This is a genomic window from Pseudomonas sp. ADAK2, assembly GCF_012935755.1.
Lineage (GTDB): Bacteria > Pseudomonadota > Gammaproteobacteria > Pseudomonadales > Pseudomonadaceae > Aquipseudomonas.
This window is the reverse complement of record NZ_CP052862.1, coordinates 5,048,473-5,074,210: the sequence shown is the minus strand read 5'-3', so window position 1 is coordinate 5,074,210 and position 25,738 is coordinate 5,048,473. Positions and strand designations below refer to the sequence as shown.

17 protein-coding genes are annotated in these 25,738 nt (G+C 60.2%); 3 read left to right on the top strand and 14 right to left on the bottom strand.

Annotation, left to right across the window (positions count from 1 at the left end; all coding sequences use genetic code 11):
* Positions 1-2: 2 nt before the first annotated feature.
* The 3 genes from HKK52_RS23260 to HKK52_RS23250 all read right to left on the bottom strand — a co-directional run bounded on the left by HKK52_RS23260 (position 3) and on the right by HKK52_RS23250 (position 3,417).
* Positions 3-1,253: a sarcosine oxidase subunit beta gene (locus HKK52_RS23260; protein ID WP_123410388.1), complete on the bottom strand. Its 1,251-nt coding sequence runs from the start codon at positions 1,251-1,253 to the stop codon at positions 3-5.
* 23 nt (positions 1,254-1,276) lie between these two features.
* Complete coding sequence (gene glyA / locus HKK52_RS23255) at positions 1,277-2,530, bottom strand: serine hydroxymethyltransferase (RefSeq protein WP_149659736.1); 1,254 nt, start codon at positions 2,528-2,530, stop codon at positions 1,277-1,279.
* Positions 2,531-2,700: 170 nt separating this feature from the next.
* Positions 2,701-3,417, bottom strand: coding sequence for a TraX family protein (locus HKK52_RS23250; RefSeq protein WP_169372758.1), 717 nt, complete (start codon positions 3,415-3,417; stop codon positions 2,701-2,703).
* 131 nt (positions 3,418-3,548) lie between these two features.
* Here HKK52_RS23250 and HKK52_RS23245 point away from each other — a divergent pair, with 131 nt between their 5' ends.
* Positions 3,549-4,589: a threonine aldolase family protein gene (locus HKK52_RS23245; RefSeq protein WP_092277088.1), complete on the top strand. Its 1,041-nt coding sequence runs from the start codon at positions 3,549-3,551 to the stop codon at positions 4,587-4,589.
* Between the two features lie 168 nt (positions 4,590-4,757).
* Here HKK52_RS23245 and HKK52_RS23240 read toward each other — a convergent pair whose 3' ends face one another.
* Positions 4,758-5,291: an REP-associated tyrosine transposase gene (locus tag HKK52_RS23240; RefSeq protein WP_169372757.1), complete on the bottom strand. Its 534-nt coding sequence runs from the start codon at positions 5,289-5,291 to the stop codon at positions 4,758-4,760.
* 295 nt (positions 5,292-5,586) lie between these two features.
* Here HKK52_RS23240 and HKK52_RS23235 point away from each other — a divergent pair, with 295 nt between their 5' ends.
* Entirely contained in the window at positions 5,587-6,411 is an 825-nt protein-coding gene (locus tag HKK52_RS23235) for an SDR family oxidoreductase (protein ID WP_169372756.1), read from the top strand.
* A gap of 124 nt (positions 6,412-6,535) precedes the next feature.
* Here HKK52_RS23235 and gbcB read toward each other — a convergent pair whose 3' ends face one another.
* Positions 6,536-7,636: a glycine-betaine demethylase subunit GbcB gene (gene gbcB, locus HKK52_RS23230; protein WP_169372755.1), complete on the bottom strand. Its 1,101-nt coding sequence runs from the start codon at positions 7,634-7,636 to the stop codon at positions 6,536-6,538.
* Positions 7,637-7,920: 284 nt separating this feature from the next.
* Between gbcB and gbcA the strand changes: the two genes are divergently transcribed.
* Positions 7,921-9,216, top strand: a complete 1,296-nt coding sequence (gbcA, locus tag HKK52_RS23225; RefSeq protein ID WP_169372754.1) for a glycine-betaine demethylase subunit GbcA — start codon at positions 7,921-7,923, stop codon at positions 9,214-9,216.
* Positions 9,217-9,276: 60 nt separating this feature from the next.
* Here gbcA and HKK52_RS23220 read toward each other — a convergent pair whose 3' ends face one another.
* The 9 genes from HKK52_RS23220 to dgcA all read right to left on the bottom strand — a co-directional run bounded on the left by HKK52_RS23220 (position 9,277) and on the right by dgcA (position 25,737).
* Positions 9,277-10,929, bottom strand: coding sequence for a hypothetical protein (locus HKK52_RS23220; protein WP_169372753.1), 1,653 nt, complete (start codon positions 10,927-10,929; stop codon positions 9,277-9,279).
* A 167-nt stretch (positions 10,930-11,096) separates the two neighbouring features.
* Positions 11,097-12,341, bottom strand: coding sequence for a metallophosphoesterase family protein (locus tag HKK52_RS23215; protein WP_169372752.1), 1,245 nt, complete (start codon positions 12,339-12,341; stop codon positions 11,097-11,099).
* 27 nt (positions 12,342-12,368) lie between these two features.
* Positions 12,369-14,228, bottom strand: coding sequence for a hypothetical protein (locus HKK52_RS23210; RefSeq protein WP_169372751.1), 1,860 nt, complete (start codon positions 14,226-14,228; stop codon positions 12,369-12,371).
* A gap of 120 nt (positions 14,229-14,348) precedes the next feature.
* Positions 14,349-17,804, bottom strand: a complete 3,456-nt coding sequence (locus tag HKK52_RS23205) for a GMC family oxidoreductase N-terminal domain-containing protein (RefSeq protein ID WP_169372750.1) — start codon at positions 17,802-17,804, stop codon at positions 14,349-14,351.
* A 1,095-nt stretch (positions 17,805-18,899) separates the two neighbouring features.
* A complete protein-coding gene (locus tag HKK52_RS23200; RefSeq protein WP_169372749.1) occupies positions 18,900-19,466 on the bottom strand; it encodes a GNAT family N-acetyltransferase in 567 nt (188 codons plus the stop codon).
* Positions 19,467-19,576: 110 nt separating this feature from the next.
* A complete protein-coding gene (gene etfB, locus HKK52_RS23195; RefSeq protein ID WP_054044216.1) occupies positions 19,577-20,347 on the bottom strand; it encodes an electron transfer flavoprotein subunit beta in 771 nt (256 codons plus the stop codon).
* A 15-nt stretch (positions 20,348-20,362) separates the two neighbouring features.
* A complete protein-coding gene (etfA, locus tag HKK52_RS23190; RefSeq protein WP_169372748.1) occupies positions 20,363-21,583 on the bottom strand; it encodes an electron transfer flavoprotein subunit alpha in 1,221 nt (406 codons plus the stop codon).
* Positions 21,583-23,532: a dimethylglycine demethylation protein DgcB gene (gene dgcB / locus HKK52_RS23185; RefSeq protein WP_169372747.1), complete on the bottom strand. Its 1,950-nt coding sequence runs from the start codon at positions 23,530-23,532 to the stop codon at positions 21,583-21,585. Before dgcB ends, etfA begins: the two co-directional genes overlap by 1 nt.
* A gap of 144 nt (positions 23,533-23,676) precedes the next feature.
* Positions 23,677-25,737 (bottom strand): dimethylglycine demethylation protein DgcA, encoded by a 2,061-nt coding sequence (dgcA, locus tag HKK52_RS23180; RefSeq protein ID WP_169372746.1) that lies wholly within the window; start codon positions 25,735-25,737, stop codon positions 23,677-23,679.
* Between the last annotated feature and the right edge of the window lies 1 nt (position 25,738).

The window sequence follows — 25,738 nt, the reverse complement described above, 5'->3', positions numbered from 1 at the left end:
TGTTAGTGGGCAACCGCAGCAGCGCCGTGTTCATCGATCAACGCACCGTTGTGGAAACGGTCGATGGAGAAAGGTGCGGCCAATGGGTGCATTTCGCCCTTGGCCAGGCTCGCGGCAAATACGTTGCCCGAGCCAGGTGTCGCCTTGAAGCCACCGGTGCCCCAACCGCAGTTGAAGAACATGTTCGGCACCGGGGTTTTCGAGATGATCGGGCACGCATCCGGCGTGGTGTCGACGATGCCGCCCCACTGCCGGTTCATGCGTACGCGGGACAACACCGGGAACATCTCGACGATGGCCTGGATGGTGTGCTCGATCACCGGGTACGAACCGCGCTGGCCGTAGCCGTTGTAGCCGTCAATGCCGGCACCGATTACCAGGTCGCCCTTGTCGGACTGGCTGATGTAACCGTGCACGGCGTTGGACATGATCACGCTGTCGATAATTGGCTTGATCGGCTCGGACACCAGCGCTTGCAGCGGGTGGGATTCGATCGGCAGGCGGAAACCGGCGAGTTTGGCCATGTGTCCGGAGTTACCGGCAGTGACCACGCCAACACGCTTGGCGCCGATGAAGCCCTTGTTGGTTTCAACACCGATGCACACACCGTTTTCCTTGCGGAAACCGATCACTTCGGTCTGTTGAATCAGGTCAACGCCCAAGGCGTCGGCGGCACGGGCAAAGCCCCAGGCCACGGCATCGTGACGAGCCACGCCGCCGCGACGCTGAACGGTGGCGCCCAGCACCGGGTAGCGGGTGTTCTTCGAGCAGTCGAGGTACGGAATCTCGTCGGCCACTTGCTTGGCATCCAGCAATTCGCCGTCCACGCCGTTGAGGCGGTTGGCGCTGACCCGACGCTCGGAATCACGGATGTCTTGCAGGGTGTGGCACAGGTTGTAAACGCCGCGCTGGGAGAACATCACGTTGTAGTTCAGGTCCTGGGACAGGCCTTCCCACAATTTCATCGCGTGTTCGTACAGGTGCGCCGACTCGTCCCACAGGTAGTTGGAGCGAACGATGGTGGTGTTGCGCGCGGTGTTACCGCCGCCCAGCCAGCCTTTCTCGACCACGGCCACGTTGGTGATCCCGTGTTCTTTGGCGAGGTAGTAAGCCGTGGCGAGACCATGCCCGCCACCGCCGACAATGACCACGTCATAGACCTTTTTCGGGGTCGGCGTGCGCCACATTTTCTGCCAGTTTTCGTGATGGCTGAGGGAGTGTTTGAAGAGGCCGAAGCCCGAATAGCGTTGCATAGTCATTTACTCCAAAACCGCGCTCAGCGATAAACCGGGAAGTCCGCGCACAGGGCTGCCACTTGCTGCGCCACATTCGCTTCAACATCGGCATCGCCGAGGTTGTCGAGGATGTCGCAGATCCAGCCGGCCAGCGTCACACACTGGGTCACCTTGAAGCCGCGCGTGGTCACCGCCGGGGTGCCGATGCGCAAGCCCGAGGTCACGAACGGCGACTGTGGATCGTTTGGCACAGCGTTCTTGTTCACGGTGATGTGGGCGCGACCGAGGGCGGCGTCCGCGTCTTTACCGGTGAGGCCCTGACGGATCAGGCTGACCAGGAACAGGTGGTTGTCAGTACCGCCGGACACTACATCGTAGCCGCGTTTGATAAACACGCCGGCCATGGCCTGGGCGTTGTCGATCACTTGTTGTTGATAGGCCTTGAAACCTGGCTCCAGCGCTTCCTTGAAGCACACCGCTTTACCGGCGATCACGTGCATCAGCGGGCCGCCCTGTGCGCCAGGGAATACGGCGGAGTTGAGCTTTTTCTCGATCTCTTCGTTGGCCTTGCACAGGATCAGGCCGCCACGTGGACCGCGCAGGGTCTTGTGGGTGGTGGTGGTGACCACGTCGGCGTACGGCAGCGGGTTCGGATACAGACCGGCGGCAACCAGACCGGCCACGTGGGCCATGTCGACGAACAGCAGCGCACCGACCTTGTCGGCAATCTGGCGGAAGCGCGGGAAGTCGAGGGTCTTGGAGTAAGCGGAGAACCCGGCGACGATCATTTTCGGCTTGCACTCGACGGCCAGGCGTTCGACTTCGTCGTAGTCGATCAAGCCGGTCTTGGTGTCGATGCCGTACTGCACGGCGTTGTAGAGCTTGCCCGAGGACGACACTTTGGCGCCGTGGGTCAGGTGGCCGCCGTGGGCCAGGCTCATGCCCAGAATGGTGTCGCCCGGCTGGATCAGGGCCAGATAAACGGCGCTGTTGGCGGAAGAACCGGAGTGCGGCTGGACGTTGGCGTAATCGGCGCCGAACAGTTGCTTGGCGCGTTCGATGGCCAGGGCTTCAACCTTGTCCACGTGCTCGCAGCCACCGTAGTAGCGCTTGCCCGGATAACCTTCGGCGTATTTGTTGGTCAGGCCACTGCCCTGCGCTTCCATGACGCGTTTGCTGGTGTAGTTCTCTGACGCGATCAGTTCGATGTGATCTTCCTGGCGTTGCTCCTCGGCATTCATCGCCGCCAGCAGTGCATCGTCATAGCCCTTGATCTGGTCTTGCTTGCTGAACATCGCGTCTCTCCCAGCGGCGGCTTGTGCGCCTTTCGTCTCGGTGAGGCACGTACCTTTCGGCAGTGCCCTTTGGATGCGATGGTATGACCGGCGCAGACAGGTCAAATGCCTATGGACGCCACGCAAAGGTGCGTTTACGACATGGGCTGAAATGGCAGCTTCTACGGGGGTTACGCGAGAACCTGTCGTAGGGCCAAAAGCGCGAGGAAGTGCGCGGGATAGAGCGCATACGCCCAGCGACGCATGGGCGGTGGCTTGAGGCGACTGGCGTGTCGCAACAGCAACAGCCCGAGCAATGGCGCGATCAGACAAGCGGCAATGCCGAAGATCGCCGCGCCATTCCCCAGCCGCGCCGCGCCATACAGCACCTGCCATTGATTGGCCGCCAGGCACACCAGCCCCGGCAGCAGGCTGAAATACCAGGGCCGGCGGATCACCAGCAGCATCGCCAACGGCAACAGCACGCCGAAGCAACCGAACATCAGTCGCTCCGGGAACATCACCGCGAACAAAACGGCGCCGACCGCCAACAGTCGCGATTGCAGCGTCGGCTGCTGCCAGCCGCGCGCCACCAGCAGACCGAGTACCAACGTAGGCATCACGTTAAACGTGTCGGGATCTGGAATGTAGATTCGATAGGGGATTTCGCTGATGGCACTAAACACCATCAACCACCCCAGATAACGCCACTGAGCACTTGTTGCGGCTGCACGTGTCCGAGACAGATTCGCCGCCATCGCCAGGCAGAACCAGGGAAATGCCAACCGCCCCGGCACATACAGGAAATCGACGGAGTAACCGACATATCGGAGGTGATCGAGCACCATGCTCAGCAGCGCCAGCCACTTGAGCAGATCGAGCGCGCCGTCCCTTTGCGTCATGTGCATAATTGCCCGTCAATTGTGTAATTTTCTGACAGCATCATCGCGTGTGCTCCCCGGACGATCTTCGGTAAAGTGCGCACCATCATTGACCACAAAACTCTTCACCATAAGGGTTTTGAACACGGAATCAGGCCATGACCGATAAGAGCCAACAATTTGCCAGCGACAACTATTCCGGTATCTGCCCTGAAGCCTGGGCGGCCATGGAACAGGCCAACCACGGCCACCAGCGCGCTTACGGCGACGATGAATGGACTGCACGGGCGTCAGACGATTTCCGCAAACTGTTTGAAACCGACTGCGAAGTGTTCTTCGCCTTCAACGGCACCGCGGCCAACTCGTTGGCCCTGTCGTCGCTGTGTCAGAGTTACCACAGCGTCATCTGCTCGGAAACCGCTCACGTCGAAACCGACGAATGCGGCGCGCCGGAATTCTTCTCCAACGGCTCGAAACTGCTGGTTGCGCGCACCGAGAACGGCAAGCTGACCCCGGAATCAATCCGCGAAGTCGCCCTCAAGCGCCAGGACATCCACTACCCGAAACCTCGCGTAGTCACCCTGACCCAAGCCACTGAAGTCGGCAGCGTCTACACCCCCGAAGAAATCCGCGCCATCAGCGTCACTTGCAAAGAGCTGGGCCTGAACCTGCACATGGACGGCGCGCGCTTCTCCAACGCCTGCGCATTCCTCGGCTGCACCCCGGCGGACCTGACCTGGAAGGCCGGCGTCGACGTGTTGTGCTTCGGCGGCACGAAAAACGGCATGGCGGTGGGCGAGGCGATCCTGTTCTTCAACCACAAACTGGCCGAAGACTTCGACTACCGCTGCAAACAGGCCGGGCAACTGGCCTCGAAGATGCGCTTCCTCTCGGCCCCTTGGGTCGGCATCCTGGAAAACGACGCCTGGCTCAAATACGCCAAACACGCCAACCGCTGCGCGCAATTGCTGGCAGAACTGGTGAGCGATATTCAAGGCGTGGAACTGATGTTCCCGGTACAGGCCAACGGCGTGTTCCTGCAACTCTCGGAACCGGCCATCGCCGCCCTGACCGCCAAGGGCTGGCGCTTCTACACCTTCATCGGCAACGGCGGCGCCCGCTTCATGTGCTCGTGGGACACCGAAGAAGAACGCGTGCGCGAGTTGGCGGCAGATATCCGCGAAGTCATGTCCCGCTAACCCTCTGCCACTGATCGACTGATCGTTCCCACGCTCCGCGTGGGAATGCAGCCCGTGACGCTCTGCGTCACAACGGTGGTCGACTCTTCATCGGAGGTGAGGCTGGAACGCGGAGCGTCCCTGGAGGCATTCCCACGCGGAGCGTGGGAACGATCAACGATCACTGTCTCAGTACCACCGTTGTATTTCGATCAGTCCTTCCTGACCTGCGTAATCACGCGCGCTTGAGTACCTCCAATGCTCCGGCAAATCCACATACCCACGCTTCACCGGGTTGTAATGGATGTAATCCAGCTTCTGACGCATCACTATTTCGCTGTACACCATCTCTGCGTGTGAACCTTCCTGCCAAAGCTGATAAACGCGATCCTTTTTGTGCGCTCGTTTACTGAACCGCAGGCGTTGTAATGCACGCTCAGCCCCTCTGCTTTGCAGATCGCCGATGATTTGTCGAGCCGTGAAGGATTTGAACTGGCGCAGGCATCTGCTCAGGTCTGGAGCTTGCGCGACGAAGTGCAGATGGTTTTCCAGAACGACATACCCGTAAAGCCGCAGCCCCTGATGTGTTTGTTGATAACGCCAGCAATTGAGCAGGTGATCAACGATGTAAGGCCGGATGAACAGCGGGAGCCATTCCAGGAGAGTACAGGTGAGAAAGTGGGGTTTGTCCGGTTCTGTGATGGCGTAACGGCTTCGGCCCATAAGTGCATTCCTTTGCGAGGGAATGATAAGGGTGAGCGGGGATATGACTTAAGGCTAGAGGACAGTGCTGCGGAGCGCGTGAGAAATTACGACGCGCCTCCACTGATCGTTCCCACGCTCCGCGTGGGAATGCCTCCAGGGACGCTCCGCGTTCCGGCTTCACCGCCGATTCAAAGCCGACCACCGTTGTGACGCGGAGCGTCACGGGCTGCATTCCCACGCGGAGCGTGGGAACGATCAGTGACCGCTGGTTGGTCTACCATTCGCTCAGACAATAACAATCAGGAGCGCACGCATGTCCCTACAAGGCAAAACCCTGTTCATCACCGGCGCCAGCCGTGGCATCGGGCGCGAGATTGCGCTGCGGGCTGCGCGGGATGGGGCCAATATTGTGATTGCGGCCAAGAGCGCCGAGCCGCACGCCAAGCTGCCGGGGACGATTTTCAGCGTGGCCGAGGAAGTTGAAGCGGCGGGCGGCAAGGCGTTGGCGTTGCAAGTGGACGTGCGCGATGAAGTCGCTGTGCGTGAGGCGTTGGCCCGGGCCAATGAACATTTCGGCGGGATTGATGCATTGGTCAATAACGCTGGGGCGATCAAGTTGACCGGCGTGCAGCACATCGAGCTCAAGCGCTTTGACTTGATGCACCAGATCAACACCCGTGCCGTGTTGCTCTGTAGCCAGGCTGCCCTGCCCTATCTGAAAAAATCCAACGGCCACATCCTTAACCTGTCGCCACCGCTGAACCTGGCGACCAAATGGTTCGCCCAATACAGCCCCTACACCGTGACCAAGTACGGCATGAGCATGCTGACGCTGGGGATGAGCGAGGAGTTCAAGAATTACGGCATCAGCGTCAATTCATTGTGGCCGCAGACCATGATCGCCACCGCAGCCATCGAATTTCAGCTGGGCTCGCGGGAATCCTTCAAACATGCACGAACGCCGGCGATCATGGCGGATGCAGCACATGTGATTCTGGATAGCAGCGGCCGCAGCATTACCGGGCGGTTGCTGATTGATGAGGAGATTCTGGGGGAGTACGGGGTGACGGACTTCGAGGGGTATCGGTTCGAACCGGACTCCACCGACAAACTGATGCCGGATCTGTTTGTTGACTGAAATACCCACACCCCTTGTAGGAGCTGTCGAGTGAAACGAGGCTGCGATCTTTTGATCTTGTTTTTAAGATCAGGATCAAAAGATCGCAGCCTTCGGCAGCTCCTTGCGGGAGATTCGGCGCGTGTTAGAAATCGATCCGCACGTCGCCCTTCGGCACGCTGCAGCACGACAGGATGAATCCTTCCGCTTCGTCTTCCTCGGTAATCCCGCCGTTGTGGTCCATTTCGACCTCGCCCCCCAGCTTCATCACCTTGCACGTCCCGCAAATCCCCATCCCGCAAGCCTTCGGAATCAGCAGACCGAGCTTGGCCGCCGCCGCATGCACGGTTTCACCCGGGGCCACCCGAATGCTCTTGCCGGACGAGATAAATTCGACTTGGTGCAAGTCCGCCAGATCGACTTCCGGCGCATCCGCAGCGATTTCCGCCTGTTCCACCGCATCGGCACGGGCTTCCGGTGGCGTGGCGCCGAAGGATTCCTCGTGATAACGGGACATGTCGAAGCCAACCGCTTCGAGCATGCGCTTGACCGCGTTCATGTACGGCGTCGGACCGCAGCAGAAAACCTCGCGTTCGAGGAAGTCCGGGGCCATCAATTCCAGCATTTTGTGGTTCAGGTAACCGCGATAACCGGCCCAGGGCTCGCCCAAACCGTGCTTCTCGCAGATCAGGTGCAGGCTGAAGTTGTCGATCCGCGACGCCATGTGCTCCAGCTCGCGGTGGTAAATGATGTCTTTGGGCGAACGGGCGCTGTGGATAAACACCATGTCGACGTTGCCGTTGGTGTCGTAGAACCAGCGCGCCATGGACATCACCGGTGTAATACCGACACCACCGCTGAGGTACAAAACCTTGGGCGCGGTGAAGTCCATGGCGTTGAACAGCCCGACCGGCCCGTGCACCGCCAGCTCCTGGCCTTCGTGCAAGGTGTCGTGCAACCAGTTGGAGACCTTGCCCCCCGGTACACGTTTGATCGTCACCGAAAAGCTGTACGGCACCGACGGCGAGCTGGAAATGGTGTAGGAGCGCATGATCGGCACGCCGTCGATTTCCAGCTCCAGGGTCACGAACTGCCCGGGCTTGAAGAAGAACAGGATTGGCTGATCGGCCATAAAGCAGAAGGTGCGCACGTCCCAGGTTTCCTGGATGACTTTGACGCAACGGACGATGTGTCGACCATTGGCCCAGGTCTGGGTGGTTACCGGATTCAGGAAGCTGTTGGACATGCTGTTCTCCACCGCCGATGGTCGGCCTTATGTTGGCGATTCTGCGTATAGCGCGAGCCACCCATTTACCTATCTGCGACATTCACATACTTATCGCGACCAGCCCCCAACTACCGGGGGTTGCGCGTCGGGAACAGATTGGGCCATGTCGCCCATGGATAAGGTTCTGGGCAGCGCCGGGCCCACACTCGCCCCACACAACGACAGATTCTTTACACCTTGCGTAGCAAACCGTATCAGCCACTTTTCGCCGGCCTCACAGAAAGGCCTTGAGGATCAAATCGATGGACGTCACCGCAAAAATCAGCCTGGGCGATCCGCTGGAACCCGCACGCAAGGCCACTGCGCAGATGCTGCAAGAGCGCGAGCGCACTTTCTCGCTGCCGCAGCCGTTTTACTCTGACGAGCGGCTGTTTGATATCGACATGCAGGAGATCTTCCAGAAAGAGTGGTTGATCGCCGGCATGACCTGCGAAATACCGGCCAAGGGCAACTACCTGACCCTGCAAGTCGGCAAGAACCCGATCATCGTGATTCGCGGCGCCGACGGCGTGGTGCACGCGTTCCACAACGTTTGCCGCCACCGTGGTTCTCGGCTGTGCACCAGCGAAAAAGGCAAAGTCGCCAAGCTGGTCTGCCACTACCACCAGTGGACGTACGAGCTGGACGGTCGTCTGCTGTTCGCCGGCACCGAAATGGGCGCCGACTTCGACATGAAGCAGTACGGCCTCAAACCGGTGAGCGTGAAAACCGCTGGCGGTTACATTTTCATCAGCCTGTCGGAGAACCCGCCGGCGATTGATGACTTCCTGTCGACGCTGAACCATTACATGGAACCGTACGACATGGAAAACACCAAGGTGGCGATCCAGACCACCTTGTTCGAAAAGGCCAACTGGAAACTGGTGCTGGAAAACAATCGCGAGTGCTACCACTGCAACGCGTCGCACCCGGAACTGCTGAAAACCCTGCTGGAATGGGATGACGTGACCGACCCGCGCGCCGATCAGGCGTTCAAGGACCACGTCGCCGCCTCCGCCGCTGCCTGGGAAGCCGAGAAGATTCCTTACGCTCACGCCAGTTTCGGCCTGCGTAACCGTATCGTGCGCATGCCGCTGCTCAAGGGCACCGTGTCGATGACCCTCGACGGCAAACAGGGCTGCGCCAAACTCATGGGCCGGATCAAGAACCCGGACCTCGGTTCGATGCGCATCCTGCACCTGCCGCACTCGTGGAACCACTGCATGGGCGACCACATCATCGTCTTCACCGTGTGGCCGATCAGCGCTCAGGAAACCATGGTCACCACCAAGTGGATCGTGCACAAGGATGCCGTCGAAGGCGTGGATTACGACGTCGAGCGCATGCGTAAGGTCTGGGACGCAACCAACGACCAGGATCGTCGCCTGGCCGAAGAGAACCAGCGCGGGATCAACTCCACGGCTTATCAGCCAGGGCCTTACTCCCAGACTTATGAGTTTGGCGTGGTGAATTTTGTGGATTGGTACAGCGAGCGGTTGTTGAACAACCTGGGGGCTGAGCCGGCGGCTTACCTCAAGGGCGTGCCGGTTCAGGGCTGAATCGTCTGACAAACCCCCGTCGATCATTACGATCCACGGGGGTTTGTTTTTTGCGTTGGTTTAAGGCTGTTGCACTCTCATGCTCGATACCTTGCCATCCAGTTGACTGGAAGAGCCGCCGCGGGTAATCCGCCACGAGCCACCGTCATAGTTGCGTTCGAAACTTCCCACCACCACGGGCTGAGTAATGTCACGCAGGACATCCACTCGCGCATACCCCTGGTTCCGATTCTGGTCCCAATTGCCGTAGACACTGAAACTGGTGCCCGCCTTGGCCCGCAGAATTCTGGCGGATTTGGCTTCGTCATTTTTGCAGGCATTGCCCGATTTGAAGTTGAAGTTGGCGCTGTGAGCCAGGCTTACCGTGCAGACAATGTTCTGACCGGCGCCGTTGCCTTCATACAACACGACACTGGCATCGGAAAAATCGGCCGGTGTCTTGCCTACCGAAATCCGCGACACTTTGCCATCCAGGCCGTTATTGCGGACATAGGTCAATTTGAAATCAGCGTCCTCGTATTGGGTTTCAAACGTTCCTACCACCACCGACTCGTGCAAACCGATATCACGTTTAACATCGATAAAGGCGTGGTCATCTTTCGGATCACCGCTGGACGAATCATAAACGGCAATGCGTGTCCCCTTAGCCACCCCACGCAATTTCAAGGACCTGGCTTCATCATTTTCACAGCCGTGTGCCGGCAGGCTGAAGTTATAGTCTTTGCCCGCCGGAATAACGCAGGTCGTATCACCGGCCGAGTTGGCCTGATTCTGTTCGTAGAAGTAGTAACCCCCCTGGGTCAGCGCGGCCGCATAGGGAAACGTGTCGCCGCGATGGTTGTAATCGATGGCAAGGAAGTTCGGCGCCGTGCGTTTGCCAAACACGGCGGCACAATGGCTGTCGACGCGTCGCTCCAGGTAAGTCAGGTTGTTATCCACATCGCCAGCGTGTGCGGCATTTTTTTCGAAGCTATGAAACTGATTCATGACGAACAATCGCGGCCACGGGGAGAAACCGTTCACCGCTACCGTCGGGGTGTAAGAGTTCCAGCGCGACGGACAACTCCAATCATGCTTGAGGGTGGTTGCACCCAGGTCCCAGTAATTCTGGTTCTCCCATTGACTGTCCTTGAGCAGGTTGATCGTTTTGCCGTTGCTGACGTACTCGCCCGGATGACCATCGGTCAGCATGATCAGGCGCTTGCCGCTGCCGATGATCTGCTGAAGGGTTGGCCAGGACCGCGAGCCGGAATAGGCCCGTGGGTCAAACATCATGTCCGCCAGGCCCGGCACGGCATCGAATGCCCTGTTGAGGACATCCCTGCCGACGTAATTTTCGAGTGTCACAGTGACCACGGCATTGGGATTACTTCGCAAGAACGGCAGGAATACAGTGTTCAATGCGTCAGCGAACTTCATGTCCGTTCTCGTAGAACACTTCCAGGTGTCCAGGGTATGACACAAATAAGCGGTTGGGGTGCTATCCAAATTGCCCAGATGCAAGTCCAGCATAAAACCCCGAACACCTCGATTAAGTTGTTCACGCATTTCATCCAGAAAACCGTTATGCGCCATCACCCAAGTGTATTCGTTAAAGGGTTTGGTAAAGTCCGTAATACCCGGTGCTGTTTCTGCCGCCGACACGGAGTGCGAAGCGAGCACAGGCGCAGCGAGAATGGCGGACAGCAACGCCAGTTTTTTAAAGTTAAGCATTATTAATCTTCCATGATAATGAGCCCGGCAACTAATATTGAATCCAAGACCGGGACGCCATTAACTGAAAAACTAACTTTTTAGAAAACCATTAATAATTATCCAAATATATCACCCATAAAAAATGCGCTCAAAAAGAGCGCATTTTATTCAAGCCAACGACTGAGTCAGTTCGAACTCCATCGAACTTTTCCGTTCTCCCCGATAAAGGTTTCGATAATATTTTCGCCGACAAGCTGCACTTTCACATAACCATTCAACACCCGATCCGGATACGCCTCATCTCCGGCATTCTCGGTTTCCGACCACAACACCCGCGAATGCCCGTTCAGTTCGCTCGCGTTGCCATATGGAATCGCCCCATGCCCGGCGCAGCGCGCATGCAGCCCGCCCTGAGCGGCGTAGCAGATGCCGTTGTGCAAATGCCCCCAGTACCAATAATCCGGCTCACGCCCCAAGGCGTCGCACACCGTTTGATACAGAGCGGTCTTGTTGTGCCCGGAAATATCGAAGCCCTGGTGATGGCTGAGCACCATGATCTTCTTGCGCTGGGGCAGCTCTTTCATCCAGGCGATCTGCTCTTTGTTGAGCGTGCCGTCCATGTACAGGTTGATCGCGTCCGAGGCGTACGCGCTGTCGAGCCCGACCACCAGCCAGTCATCGTTGTACAACGCGAAATAACTGGTGCCCTGCTGCGTCGGGAAGCGCTTGGCCAGTTCCTTGTAATAGCCATGGGCGCCGCTGTACATCTCGTGATTGGAGTTGAGGGTGAACGAGCCGTGCTTGCCCATCGGCCAACCGACCATGTCGACGTCTTCCTGGGAGTGGGTGCCGGCGTAATACACATCGCCCAGGTGAATGGTGAAATCGGCCTGGGCCAGTTGCATCTGATTGGCCACCGCCACCGCCGGGGCATGGCTGTCGAACGGCCCGGTGCCCCAGTCGCCGGCAATCGCCAGGATCACGTCGCTGTCCATTTTCATCAGCGCCGGGGTGGTGGCGAATGGCGCGTGATGGCGCAGGTTTTCGATCCACTTCAGCAGCGCTTCGCTCCACAGCAAATCCAGCAGTTCCCATTTGCGACAGCCGAGCAAACTGCCGTCCTTGAGCACCCGGGTTTGCAACTCGTCCACCGATTGCGGCAAGGGCGTGGCGTTGCCGATGTGCAGAATCGACAAGCCGTGGGACAACTCCCACGGCACGCTCGGTTCATCGTCCGGCAGATCGCCGTGCTTGAGCACGTATTGCGCCTGGTCGTGACCGCGTTGCAGCAACGCGACAATGGCTTCGAATTCCTCCGGTTCAAGCTCGCTGACGAGTTTCTTCCACGACATTTCCAGCCGCGTGAACAACCCGTGCAGGCGCAGCTTGACCTTGTCGTACTCATGTTCCCAATGACTGACTAATGACATGTTGGCCTTCCTCCATCCGTAGTGGGATCACAGGGTTTTCATGAATTCGATGAGCGCCCGTTTATCGATGTCCGACAGTTGCGTGCCATACAGGTGGCCGCTGTTGTGGTTGCCCTCAAGCCGGGTGTCGTATTTGAAACCGCCCGGGATTTGGGTGGTGGTGACGAAGCCGACTTTCTGTTGGTCGTAGACGTCGGAGCCGGTGAAGAACACCGGCGGCCGCTGTTCCGGTGGTTGCAGCAAATCCCACAGCGTCGGCACCGAACCGTTGTGCAGGTAGGGCGCGCGCATCCAGATGCCGTCGGTGGGGGTGTTGCTGTAGCTCTGGGTCTTGCGATACGCGTTGAAGTCGAACGGCGGTTTCTTGAAGCCGTGGAATGCGGTCACCAGACCGGTGGTGAACGAGTCCAGGCGATGGGGATCGGTGCCCAGTTCTTCAATGTTGGTGGTGACCTGCCCGGTGTCGGTGCGGCCGAACTCATGGCAACCGGCGCAGTTCTTGTCCCACACCGGTTTGCCCTGGGCGACCTTGGCCTGATCCAGCGCCCACGGCCACGCCGGCGGTTTGGTACCGAGCAGCCAATTGGTCACGCGATTGAAGCTTTCCGGCAATACCGACTCCGGCGTCGCGCCCACGGCCATGGCCGCCGCGTAGTTGCGTTCGTGGATGTCGTTATTGTTGCCGTCCCAGTGCAGGTACAGCGATTCCCGGGGCTTCTGGTTCCAGACTTGCGGCAAGTCGACGGTGCCGATGGTCGAGTCATCCGGGAAGCCGAACACCACCATTTTGGTCGGGTTGAAGGTGTCGGTGCGGCCCGGCCCTTGGGGAGGACGCAGCTTCTGCCAGGCGTAGGCCTGTTTCTGTTTCAACAGCGCGCTCTTGGCCATCGGGATGATCAGGTAGCGGTTGTAAATCCGCTCGAAAAAGCCGAGCTGGAACTTGCTGTTGATCGCCGTCATCACCGCGTCGGTGGTGAATTTCGGGTCGCTGGCGCAATCGTAGGCAAACCATTGGAACGCTTGCAGTTGCAGGGTGTTGGCCGGTGCCGTGGCCACTGTTTTGGCGACATCGCTGGCATTGGCGCGGTAGGAACCGGTGTGGCACAAGGCACAGTTCGGCTCGACGGTCGGGTAGCCGATCTGTCGCTTGGCCATGCCGACGGGCAGGTCCTTGCCGTTTTCGAAGAGGAAACCGAAGACTTCATAGCCACCGGGTTTCGGCAGTTTCTCCGGGCACATCTGCGGCAGTACGGCGAACAGGTAATAGGGGATGCGCGCTTCGATGCCCAGGCCGATGGCGGCGTATTTGTAGTGGTCTTCGTCGGAGGCATATTTCTCCGCCGGCACCACTCGCAGCATTTGGTACCAGGTTTCGTAGCCGATAAACCCGAGCAGCAACACCACGATCAGTGTTCCGACCTTGAAGCCGTGGCTTTGCCAGCGCAGCGCCCAACCCGCGCGCCATTCCCGCCAGCCGTCGCACAGCAGCGCCAACGGCCGCGTGGCCGGCGTAGTGCCGAGGTACAGCAGGATCCCGAGGATCAGGAACATGCTCAGGTCGCCGAGGAACATCGGCACGAACACCGTGGCCTGGTTGCTGGTATTGATCAGGTAGATCCAGAACGCCACGGCGATCAGCCGCGACAGCACGCACAACCAGGAATGCACCACGAACCGTGGCGCGTTGAAGCCCGACGGCATGTAGAACACGCTGATGCCCACCAGCAACATGCCGGCGTTTTCCAGCCAGGGATCGGAGAGTTGTGGCGGCAGGCCGAGCATCGACGTCAGCAGCGCCGGGGCAAACAGTGCCGGCAGCGCGAAGAACATATTCATCACGATGCCTAGCCAGATGAAGCGTTGAAACCAGCGGATGTAACTGTCCATTTTTTATCCCCAGATCGTTCCCACGCTCTGCGTGGGAATGCCGCCATGGACGCTCCGCGTCCGCTCTTGTGACGCAGAGCGTCACGGGATGCATTCCCACGCGGAGCGTGGGAACGATCATTACTGGCCGATGGCTGTTTTCTCCAGGTGTTGCAGGATGATCGGGTACACATCGACCACCGCGTCCTTGCCGAACATGCAGTCGATGTGGCCGTAGCCCGGCACCACGTGCCGGCTGTAGCGCTCCGGCCCGTGGACCTTGCACACCCGCTCGTAGGTCTTGAGCGTGCTTTCCGGCAAGTAGCACTGGTTGTCGGCGCCGCTGATGAAACAGATCGGCATGCTCAGCCGGTCGAAGTGCGACATGTAGACATCTTCACCCTTGAAGTTCACCAGATGCCCTTTGCGCACGATCAGCGCCAGGTGCTCGAAGGTCTGCATGTTCGACTCGCCGAACAGTTCGTGCAGGTTGTCGTGCAGGGTTTCGTTGAGGGTGTCGTGGCGATACAGCGAGGCGTACATGAAGGTGATGCGGTGGCACACCGGGTTGGTGCAGTAGCCCTGGGCCTCGATCCGCGCATAGCCGTTGAGGGCTTTGTCGTAGAGCTTGTTGAACCAGTTTTCCTTGTTGTCGGCGTAGGCGGTGAGGGATTTGATCCCGATGGCATCGAGCATCCCCGGCAAGTGCAAACCGGCTTTCAGGCCCGTCGCCGTGGCTACTACGGTGTCCGCCGCAATCTGCGAACAGACCACCGAACGCACGCCTTGCAACCCGGCCAGTAGCGACATGAAGAAGATCGTCGCGCCGTAGCAATGCACCACGCACTGCACGTCTTTCGCTTGGGTCGCTTGCTGGATTTGCGCGATGGCGGCCTTGAAGTCGTACTCGGCGATCTGGTCGCCGTTCCATTCCTTCTTGCTCGCCGGCAGCAGGATGCTCACCCGCAAGTCCAGCAGCCAGACGTCGTACTCGTGCTTGCACAGGAATTCCAGGAGGTTGGTCTGGATGGTGTCGGTGGAGAAGATATTCGAGCCCACACCCAACCCATGCACCAGCATCACCGGGCCTTTGCTGCCGCCCTGATAACGGGTCAGGCGCAACTCAACGTTGTCCTCGGTCTGGAAGAAATGCACGCTCGGTGGCGGCGCATCCAGCGGCCGTTTCAGCCGTGGCGGCGCGTCCGGGTTGAAGTAGATATCACCGGCGAACACCCCGCCGTAACTCTCCCAGAGGATGCCTGCGAAGAACTTGCCGAACCGCGCCAGCCCTTCGATGCGCTCGCGCTCGTTACGCGCATTAAGCACTTTCATGGTGGTCATTTGCTTGGCGAAGTCGGTCGGGTGGATGTGCATCACCCCGGAGCCGAGCACCGCGCCCGTCTTGTCCGGGCCGTTATACAGCGTGACGTAGAGGGTGCTGGTGTCGGGCCAGATATTCAGCACGCCGTTGTCTTCGGGCACGGTTTTGAAGGCGCTGAAGAAATAGTCGTGACCGTCTTCGGCGGTCAGTTTCATGTCGTATTTCATGTGGCGTACGCCGACCTGTTCCTCGAACTGCTCGAACAGGTTGAACACGCCATTGCTGGCGGTCAGCGGTTGCGGCGACAGGCCCGGCGCATTCAATGTGCCGACCAGGGTGGCTGCGTGTTCCGGCTCCTTGATCATGCGATTGAGGTCGTTGGCGGTGATGGTCAGGGTGAACTCGATGGGTGAGTTTTCCGCTTCGCCACGGGTGGCCGCTGCTTCATACAGCTTGAGGTCGGTGCCTTGGGCCTGGGTGAAGTCCTTGGAGAAGTAGCCCTTCATGGTTTCGGTGAACTGCACGCCGAGGGTCGGTGGCGCTACTTGTTTGCGCGGTGCCGACGGTAGCGTGTAGTCGATCTGCCAGCCGCGATCAGCCGCCAGCAGGCCCATGTTGCGTTCGCTGACCGCTGAGATGGTCAGCAGCGGATTGACCGCCAGGGACGTCGGGATCACTGCGCCGTCAGTCACGTACAACCCGGCATACACGTCGGTGCCACTGGCACCGCTGAACACCTGACCCTTGTGGTTGACCACGCCCTGCCCCGCGTCTTCGCCCATCACGCAGCCGCCCAACGGATGGACCGAAACGATGCTGTGCTTGAGCAGCTTGGTCCAGATCGGGTTCTCGACCCAGATCCCGCCCAGCGCCTTGGTGCTCAGGTGCAGGCGCTCGTTGCCGAGTTTGACGTTCTCCTGCTCGCCGACGCCCGGCCAGTCGATGCGCAACTGATCCTTGCTGTCGAGCACCATGCGGCCTTTGCCGTCGTCGTGGCTCATGATCAGGTACGTCTGCATGTTGTGCAGCGCGCCGTAGTACGGGCCCCGAAGGAAGCTTTCGGCTTCGCGCTCCTTGTATTTCAACCTGCCAGTGAAGCTGTCGTCGGTGGCCTTGCCGATCAGCTCGGCGAACCCGGCCATGCTCGGCACCATCGGCCGGCCGAGGGCGCCGGGGATCGAGCCTTCTTCGATGACCATGCGGCTGCGCCAGTCGCCTTCGGTGCGCATGTCGATGATTGAGGTGATGCACGGGCCCACCGGGCTGAGTTCCTTGGCCGGATGCGCGCCGAAACCGATGCCGTTGATCGCTTGTTCGCAGTTGTGGCCGAAGCCGAGGATGTCGCCGTTGCCGCTCATGTTTTCGCCGAGCTGGTTGGAGGTCGACAGGCCTTTGTCCCGGGAGCGCAGGAGGATTTCGGTGGAGCCCAGGGTGCCGGCGGACACCACCACGATGTCGGCTTTGACGAACAGCGTCGGCGCCGAGAACTTTTCACGCCCGCTATCGAGATATTGGAAGTGCACGATCCAGCCATCGCCGTCGCGCTCCAGGTGCCGCACTTCGGCCTGGCAGAAAATCTCCGCGCCGTGGTTCCAGGCGTCCGGCAGGTAATTCATCAGCGTGGTGTTCTTGGCCTTGTTGTTACAGCCCGAGACGCAATCACCGCAGTGGTTGCACGGCAGTTGCTCGACGCCGACGTGGTTGAGGTTGTTCGGCAGTTTGTCGAAGGTCACGTTGATCGGCGGCCGGTAGAAGTGCGCGCCTTGCTTGAGGTAATCCGCCGACTTCTTGTTGGCTTCGAGTTTCGGCAGCACCGGCGAAGTGCTGGGGTACGGCATCGGTTTGAGCATTTCCCGGGCCCGGGCGTAACCGTCCTTGAGCAAGGTGTCGCGATGCTCACGCACCGCCAGCGGCCAGCGCGGATCGTCGAACACGCCGGGCTCCGGCTCCAGGGCAACGTTGGCATTGATCAGCGACGTACCGCCCAGACCGCAACCGACCACCACGTTCTGCTGGGCGTTGACGTGCAAGTCGAACAACCCGGTGCGCGAGCCGATGTGGCCGTCCGGGTCGTGCACCTGCAATTCCTCGGTGGCCGCGATCATGGTGTTGGGGTATTCGCCGGGTTGCATCTCCCGCCCGCGCTCCAGCAGGCACACCCGCTTGCCAGCCCGGGACAGCCGCGAAGCCGCAATCCCGCCGCCATAGCCGGAGCCGATGACGATCACGTCGTAGTGTTCCTTGATGTCGCTGATGGGCGTAGCGATCCGGGTCATGGTTCTTTTCCTTTCAGGCTAATGGGGCAACTCTGCGGTTGCCTGCAATCAATGGACGAACGAACACCTAGCCACCGGGCGAACCCGGCGGCAGCAAGCTGTGTCAGTGCAAAGGTCTGGCGCTATAGACGCGCACGCTGATTGGCGGCCCGGCGATGAATTCGCTTGCGCAGCGAGGTCGCGGCGGCCGGGACGCAGGTCGTGCAGGGAATGGGGTGCGAGCGGTGTGGCTGGCTATCCATCACGCGTTCTCCCTGAACCAGATGTGGATAAGTGGCGGCTGTCCTTTTGTAACTGGTTAGTGAAGACACGCGACAGTTTGAAGTCAAGGCAGTGCCTTAGACCTGTATGAAATCTGATCTATCGCGTTCGGGCCTATACGGGACGTGGCTTGCAAGGTTTAGCGAACAAGTTATCCACATCTCCACCCACAGCTAATGGGGACAAGTCTGGGTTTGGCAGAAATTCTCTTGATAAATAACGAAGAAAAACCGTGACTTATCCAGAAGCAGGGTTTGCGACCGTGATTGGGTGTTTTTTGAACAGCCGCTTGAAAGGCACGGTTTATAAGGCCTGTAGGGGATGGCAAACACCTTATCCACAGAAGCGCCAACAGACTTTGGGGGCAACTTTGGCGGTTCTGTGGAAAACCTGCGCAACGCTTGATAAATCGGGGTTTACGAGAAGTTTTTTGTCTTAAAACGGTGATTTGGTTGTTATTTGATCAGGTGCCTGACAGGGCCGGTTTATATGGCCTGTAGCGGACAGCGAACATCTTATCCACAGAAGCGCCAACAGAGATTGGGTACAAGTATTGGCGCACTCACGAAATTATCCGCGTGAAAAAGCTCGAAAAAACCGTGGGTTACGCTGGTTGTTTTTTGTACGAAGGCTTGCAGGGCTTGATTTGTATGGGGTGTAGCGAGGGGTGAACATCTTATCCACAGAAGCGCTAACAGGGATTGTGCATAAATCTAGAAAATCCCCTGTAGGAGCGAAGCTTGCTCGCGAAAGCGGTGGATCAGGCGACATTGATGTTGGATGTGACGGCCTCTTCGCGAGCAAGCTTCGCTCCTACAGGGGGTTGGCTTGGGCTCATGGGCGATACATCAGATAGGCCTCCCCCGTCACCCGAATCATCGGATGCGGCGTGATTTGGCAGGTATCGACAATCCGAAACCCATGCCGCTCATAAAACCGCCGGGCGCCGGTGTTCACCGCGTAATCGATCAAGCTCAAGCCGTTGAGCCCCAGCTGATTGGCGCGGTCGTAAGCGTAGGCAAGGAACTGTTGCCCCAAACCTTGATTGCGCCAACTTTCGTGCAGCGCCAGGCTCGAGATGTAGAGGGTGTCGGGGATTTCCATCGTCGCGTAGGGCGCCAGGACGGGATCGGTAACCGGCGTGGCCAGCGGGTCGTGACGCATCACGTAGCTGTGCAGCATGCCGATGACCTCGCCCTCGGCTTGCGCGATCAGGCAGTTCTGGTAGGAGAAATCGACATCTTCGCGGGCATAACGACTGGCGCCGACGTCCAATAGATCCTGGCCAGGCTGCGCCAGTTGACTCCAGATGTAATCCGCCGCGCCTTCCGATGAAATCTGAAACAAGCGAGCAATCTCCCGCGCATCCGCGCGCAGGGCCGAACGAAACTCAACGGGCATTACATTCTCCGACAGGATGATGGCGAGCGTGCTTACGCTCTGTGTTTCAGGCAGTCGAGGAGGGACGCGGAGCGTCCCGGGCGGCATTTCCACGCAGAGCGTGGGAACGATCAGCGGACGACGCCTTCTTCGATCAACAGTTTGAGGATGGCTTCTGCGCCGGCCTGCGCCGTCACGCCCTTAAGCACTTGCCCACCGCCACCGCTGGCCTTGGCCGTCGCGGCTTTCATGCGGTCGGCGCCGCTTTTGGCTTTGATCACTTTGAGGCGTTTAGGCCGTGGTTTGGCCGGTTGCAGGGTGGCGACCGCCAGCAGTTCGTCGTCGATGACTTCGACCTCGTCCGCTTGCAATACCCCACGCCGGGCTGGGCCGTAGGCGCTCTGCCGAGGTTTCGGCGCGGCGTTATCCACAGTCGCCAGGAACGGCAGCCGCACTTTCAAGCGACGACGCTGGCCACGGGGCAAGGCTTGCAACACCAGGGCCGAGTTGCCGTCGATGGATTCGACCTGAGCCAGCCCCACTACCAGCGGCCAGCCGAGGCTTTCGGCCAGCAGGAACGGCAACATGCCCGAGCCTTCGCCGGTTTCCGCCTGGCTGCCGGTCAGCACCACTTGGGCCCCGGCGTCACGCAGATAAGCGGTTAGCGCCGGCAGCGCATCGGCGCCTTCCGGCTGTTCCAAGACGTGCAGTTGTTCGAGGCCCATGCCCAAATAGGCCCGCAACGCCGGTTCCGCGACGTCGCCGGCATGCAGCACTTGCAAGTTATCCCCAGCCAGTTGCAGACCCAGTTCCACGGCCCGCGCGTCCTGTTCAGCGCGACGTGGCCGGCCGGAGGTCGGGTGGGCACCGATGGACACCAGGCTGATGACGTTCGTACTCATGACCTTTTCCTTCCCTTAAGCCGCATCGCGCTTGGCGTCGTTGCGATAAGCCGCTATCGCCTCGATCAAGGCTTGAAGAATCTCGGCGCTCTCGCCGATCACCGACAGGTCGGCCCGTTTGATCATGTCGCAGCCCGGATCGAGGTTGATCGCTACCACCTTGTCGCAGGCACCAATGCCTTGCAGGTGCTGGATCGCCCCGGAAATCCCCACGGCCACATAGACCCGCGCGGTGACCCAAGTGCCGGACGCGCCAACCTGACGGTCGCGAGCCATGAAGCCATCGTCCACCGCCACCCGCGACGCACCCTCGGTCGCCCCCAGTGCTTCGGCGGTCCTGTGGAAAAGTCCCCAGTCCTTGACCCCGTTGCCGCCGGAGAAGATGAACTCGGCTTCGGCCATCGGAATCGCCGCCGGGTCCACCGCCACCGCGCCCAGATCTTCGATGCGCGACAGGCTGCGCACCACGGCTGTGGATAACTCCACCGGCAACGCTTCATGACGGGTTTCGCTGACCGGCTCGGCGCATTCGACGGCGGCCAGAATCAAGCGTGCCACTGGCCGGGCAAGGTCTTGCAGGCCTGCACCCGCGCGGCCGATGCACTCCTGATCCTTGACCTGCCAGACTCGCGTGGCCGGGCGTTCGCCCAATGCCGCGGCAAAGCGTCGACCGAGTTCACCACCACCGCTGCGGCTGTCCGGTAGCAACCAATGACGCGGATTGAACTGGTTATCCACAGCCCGCAGACCCTGGACTCGTTGTTCCGGTGCATAACCGTTGAATTCTTCGCCATCGAGCACCAGCAAGCGATCGACGCCTGCGGTGGCGAAAGCGTTTTCCTTGTGTTCGCCGAAGACCACGGCCAACACTGCGCCGTCCTTGCCGGCCAGTTGATGGGCGAGGCCAAGCAAGTCGCGGTCGTGGCTGCTCAAGCGGCCACCGACCATGTCCGGCACCACGCTGATGTAGAACGCCGGTGCCGGCACTTGATGCAGCGGCAATCGCACTTCAACAGCGGCTGAACGTTTAGTCGCCCCGCCCTGCTGCGCGCCACTGCGGTCGATGCGTTTGATGCCATTGGGGCCGATAAACCCGATGCCATGCAGGTTCTTGCGGATGACGCCGTTGGGCCCCATCCAGCTGTGTTGCGCCGGTTGCATCGCCGCGTGCAGCGGGTGCAGACGGTTACGGGCAATCCATTCGGCGCGGGGGTCGCGGCGGATAATGTCGCTCATCAGTGGGCCTCCGCAGGTTCACGTTTGGCCGGAGTGTTTGGCTTGCTCGGTGCTGCGTCTTCGAGCAATGCGTCGGCCACCAGTTCGGCGATGTCCTTGATCAACGGACGGGGTTCGACCACGCCTTCGAGCATCGCCGTGCATTGTGGGCAACCCACGGCCACCAGTTCGGCGCCGGTTTCGCGGATGTCGTCCATGCGCATGTCGGGGATCCGTTGCTTGCCCGGAATGTCAGTGATCGGCGCCCCGCCACCGCCGCCGCAGCAGCGCGAGCGGAAACCGGAGCGTTGCATTTCCTTCACCTCAATCCCGAGGGCGCGCAACACTTCACGCGGCGCCTCGTATTCGCCGTTGTAACGACCGAGGTAGCACGGGTCGTGATAAGTCACGCTGCTGCCTTTGTGCTGGCCGAGGTTCAGCGCACCGGCGCCGATGATCTCGGCCATGTAGGTGCTGTGGTGCTGCACCAGGTAGTTGCCGTCGAAGGCGCCGTATTCGTTTTTCAGCACGTGGAAGCTGTGCGGATCGCAGGTGACGATGCGGTTGAAGCTGTACTTGGCCAGGGTCTGGATGTTGCGCTTGGCCAACAACTGGAACGTCGCTTCGTCGCCCAGGCGTCGGGCCACGTCACCGCTGTCGCGCTCCTCAAGACCGAGTACCGCGAAGTCGACCTTGGCCGCTTTCAGCACTTTGACGAAGGCGCGCAAGGTGCGCTGGTTGCGCATGTCGAAGGCGCCGTCGCCGACCCAGAACAGCACGTCGACTGACTTCTTCTCGCTCATCAGATTCAGGTTCAGATCCGCCGCCCAGTTCATCCGCCCGCCCGGCGCGAAACCGCCCGGGTTGTCGGTGGCGATCAGGTTTTCCAGGACTTCGGCGCCCTTGTTCGGGGTCGCGCCTCGCTCCAGAGTCAGATGGCGGCGCATGTCGACGATGGCATCGACGTGCTCGATCATCATCGGGCACTCCTCGACGCAGGCGCGGCAGGTGGTGCAGGACCACAGAGTTTCCGCGTCTACCAGACCGTTGACGATGGGTTGATGTGGATTGCCGGCGTGTTCGCCAATCGCTTTGCCTGGGTACGGACTGCCGGCGAACTTGGCGTCGGTGCCGCCAGCGAGGCCGACCACCATGTCTTGAATCAGTTTTTTCGGGTTCAGCGGCTGGCCGGCGGCGAACGCAGGGCACGCGGCTTCGCATTTACCGCACTGTACGCAGGCGTCGAAGCCGAGCAGTTGGTTCCAGGTGAAATCCTTGGGTTTTTCCACGCCCAGCGGCGCGGTCGGGTCGTTGAGGTCCAGGGGTTTCAAACCGGTGGAACGGCCGCCACCAAAGCGTTCGGCGCGACGGTGCCAGGCCAGGTGCAACGCACCGGCGAAGGCGTGCTTCATCGGCCCGCCCCAGGTCATGCCGAAGAACAGTTCGCTAACGCCCCACAACACGCCAACGCCGAGAATCGCCGCCACTACCCAGCCGCCGAAGTTTTCCGGGAGGATGCCAGCGACCGGCAGGGTCAACAGGAAGAAGCTCGCCGAGAACGCCAACAGGCTTTTCGGCAACCGCATCCACGGCCCTTTGGACAGGCGAGCCGGTGGGTTGCGACGACGCAGGAACATGAAAATCGCCCCGACGAACATCACCGCCGAGGCGATCAACAGGGCGAAACCGAGAATGCGACTCTGCAGGCCAAAACCGTGGACCAGGATCGCCAGCACAATCGACGCTACCGCACCGCCGGCCGTGGCTACGTGGGTGTTGGCGATGTATTTGTCCCGCGCGACGACGTGGTGCAAATCGACCATGTAGCGCTTGGGCATGGCGAGCAGGCCGCCGATCAGGTCGACCTTCGAGGCCCGGCCCCGGCGCCACATATTCATCCGCCGCAACGCGCCGAGGACAGCCAGGCCCAGGGCAGCGAACAGCAGGATTGGAAGAAGGGTGTTCAACATGTGGAGCTCCCACGGGACTCATTGATCGTTCCCACGCTCTGCGTGGGAATGCCTCACCGGACGCTCTGCGTCCGCTTGCGAATGTGACGCGGAGCGTCACGGCTGCATTCCCACGCGGAGCGTGGGAACGATCAGCTCAGCGACTTAGAAATCCTTGCACAACCGCAGCGCGTCGTAGATCGCCGCGTGGGTGTTGCGCTGGGCCACGCAGTCGCCGATGCGGAACAGCAAGTAGCCGTCACCCGCCTGGCTCAGCGATGGCTGCGGCTTGATCGCGAACAGGGCTTCGATGTCCATCTGGCCCTTGTTGCGCGACGCTTCCTTCAGCGCGTAATAGATTTCTTCGTCCGGACGCACGCCGTTTTCGACGACGACCTGGTCCACCACCCGCTCCTCTTTGGCGCCGGTGTATTCGTTCTCCAGCACCGCGATCAGCTTGTCGCCTTCGCGGTAGACCTTCTCCAGCATCATGTCGCCGGTCATGATCACTTCTTTCGGGTACATGCTGCGGTAGTAGGTCGGGAACGACGTGCCGCCAATCGCTACGCCTGGCTTGATGTCGTCGGTGACGATCTCGACCTGGCTGCCCTTGTCGGCGAGGAAGTCGGCGGCCGACATCCCGGTGAACTCGCAAATGGTGTCGTAGACCAGCACGTTCTTGCCCGGCGCTACTTTGCCGTCGAGGATGTCCCAGCTGCTGACCACCAGGCCTTCCGCCGCGCCCCAGTGTTCGTTCTGCTCCAGGAATGGATGACCGCCAACCGCGAGCACCACCACATCCGGACGCAGGTCGAGAATGGTTGCCGCATCGGCCGCCACGCCCAGGCGCAGGTCGACTTTCAGACGCGCCAGCTCCAGTTGGAACCAGCGCGTGATACCGGCGATCTGGTCCCGTTGCGGGGCTTTCGACGCGGTGGTGATCTGCCCGCCGATAAATTCTTTCTTCTCGAACAGGGTTACGTCGTGGCCCCGCTCAGCGGAGACGCGCGCCGCTTCCATCCCCGCAGGGCCAGCACCGACCACCACAACTTTGCGCTTCACACCGGTCGATTTCTCGATGATGTGCGGCACGCCCATGTATTCACGGGAGGTCGCGGCGTTCTGGATGCACAAAACGTCCAGCCCCTGGTACTGACGGTCGATGCAGTAGTTGGCGCCGACGCATTGTTTGATCTGGTCCACCTGGCCCATTTTGATCTTGGCGATCAGGTGCGGGTCGGCGATGTGGGCGCGGGTCATGCCGACCATGTCGACGTAGCCGCCTTCCAGAATACGGGTGGCCTGATTCGGGTCCTTGATGTTCTGCGCGTGCAGGACCGGGGCCTTGACCACTTCCTTGATACCAGCGGCCAAGTGCAGAAATGGCTCCGGTGGATAACTCATGTTGGGGATAACGTTGGCCAGGGTGTTGTGGGTGTCGCACCCCGAACCCACGACGCCGATGAAGTCGATCATGCCGGTGTCGTCGTAGTACTTGGCGATCTGCTTCATGTCCTCATGGGACAAGCCATCCGGGTGGAATTCATCACCGCACAGACGGATGCCGACGCAGAAATCCGGGCCGACTTCTTTGCGAACAGCTTTAAGGACTTCCAGGCCGAAACGCATGCGGTTTTCGAAGCTGCCGCCCCATTCGTCGGTACGTTTGTTAACCCGTGGGCTCCAGAACTGGTCGATCATGTGCTGGTGCACCGCCGACAGCTCGATACCGTCCAGGCCACCGGCCTTGGCCCGCGCTGCGGCGCTGGCGTAGTTGCCAATCACCCGCCAGATTTCTTCCGGTTCGATGGTTTTGCAGGTCGCGCGGTGCACCGGTTCACGAATGCCCGACGGCGACAGCAGGGTTGGCCAATGCTCGCCGTCCCAGCGGGAACGACGGCCCATGTGGGTAATCTGGATCATGATCTTGGCGCCATGCTTGTGCATGGCATCGGCCAGGTTCTGGAAGTGCGGAATGATCCGGTCGTCAGCCAGGTTGACCGACTTCCACCAGCCTTGCGGGCTGTCGATGGCCACGCTGGAAGAACCGCCGCAAATCGCCAGGCCGATCCCGCCCTTGGCTTTCTCTTCGTAATACTTGACGTACCGGTCGGTGGTCATGCCGCCGTCGGTGGCATAGACCTCGGCGTGCGCGGTGCTGAGCACGCGGTTGCGGATGGTCAGTTTGCCGATCTGGATCGGCTGGAACATTGCTTCGAAAGCCATG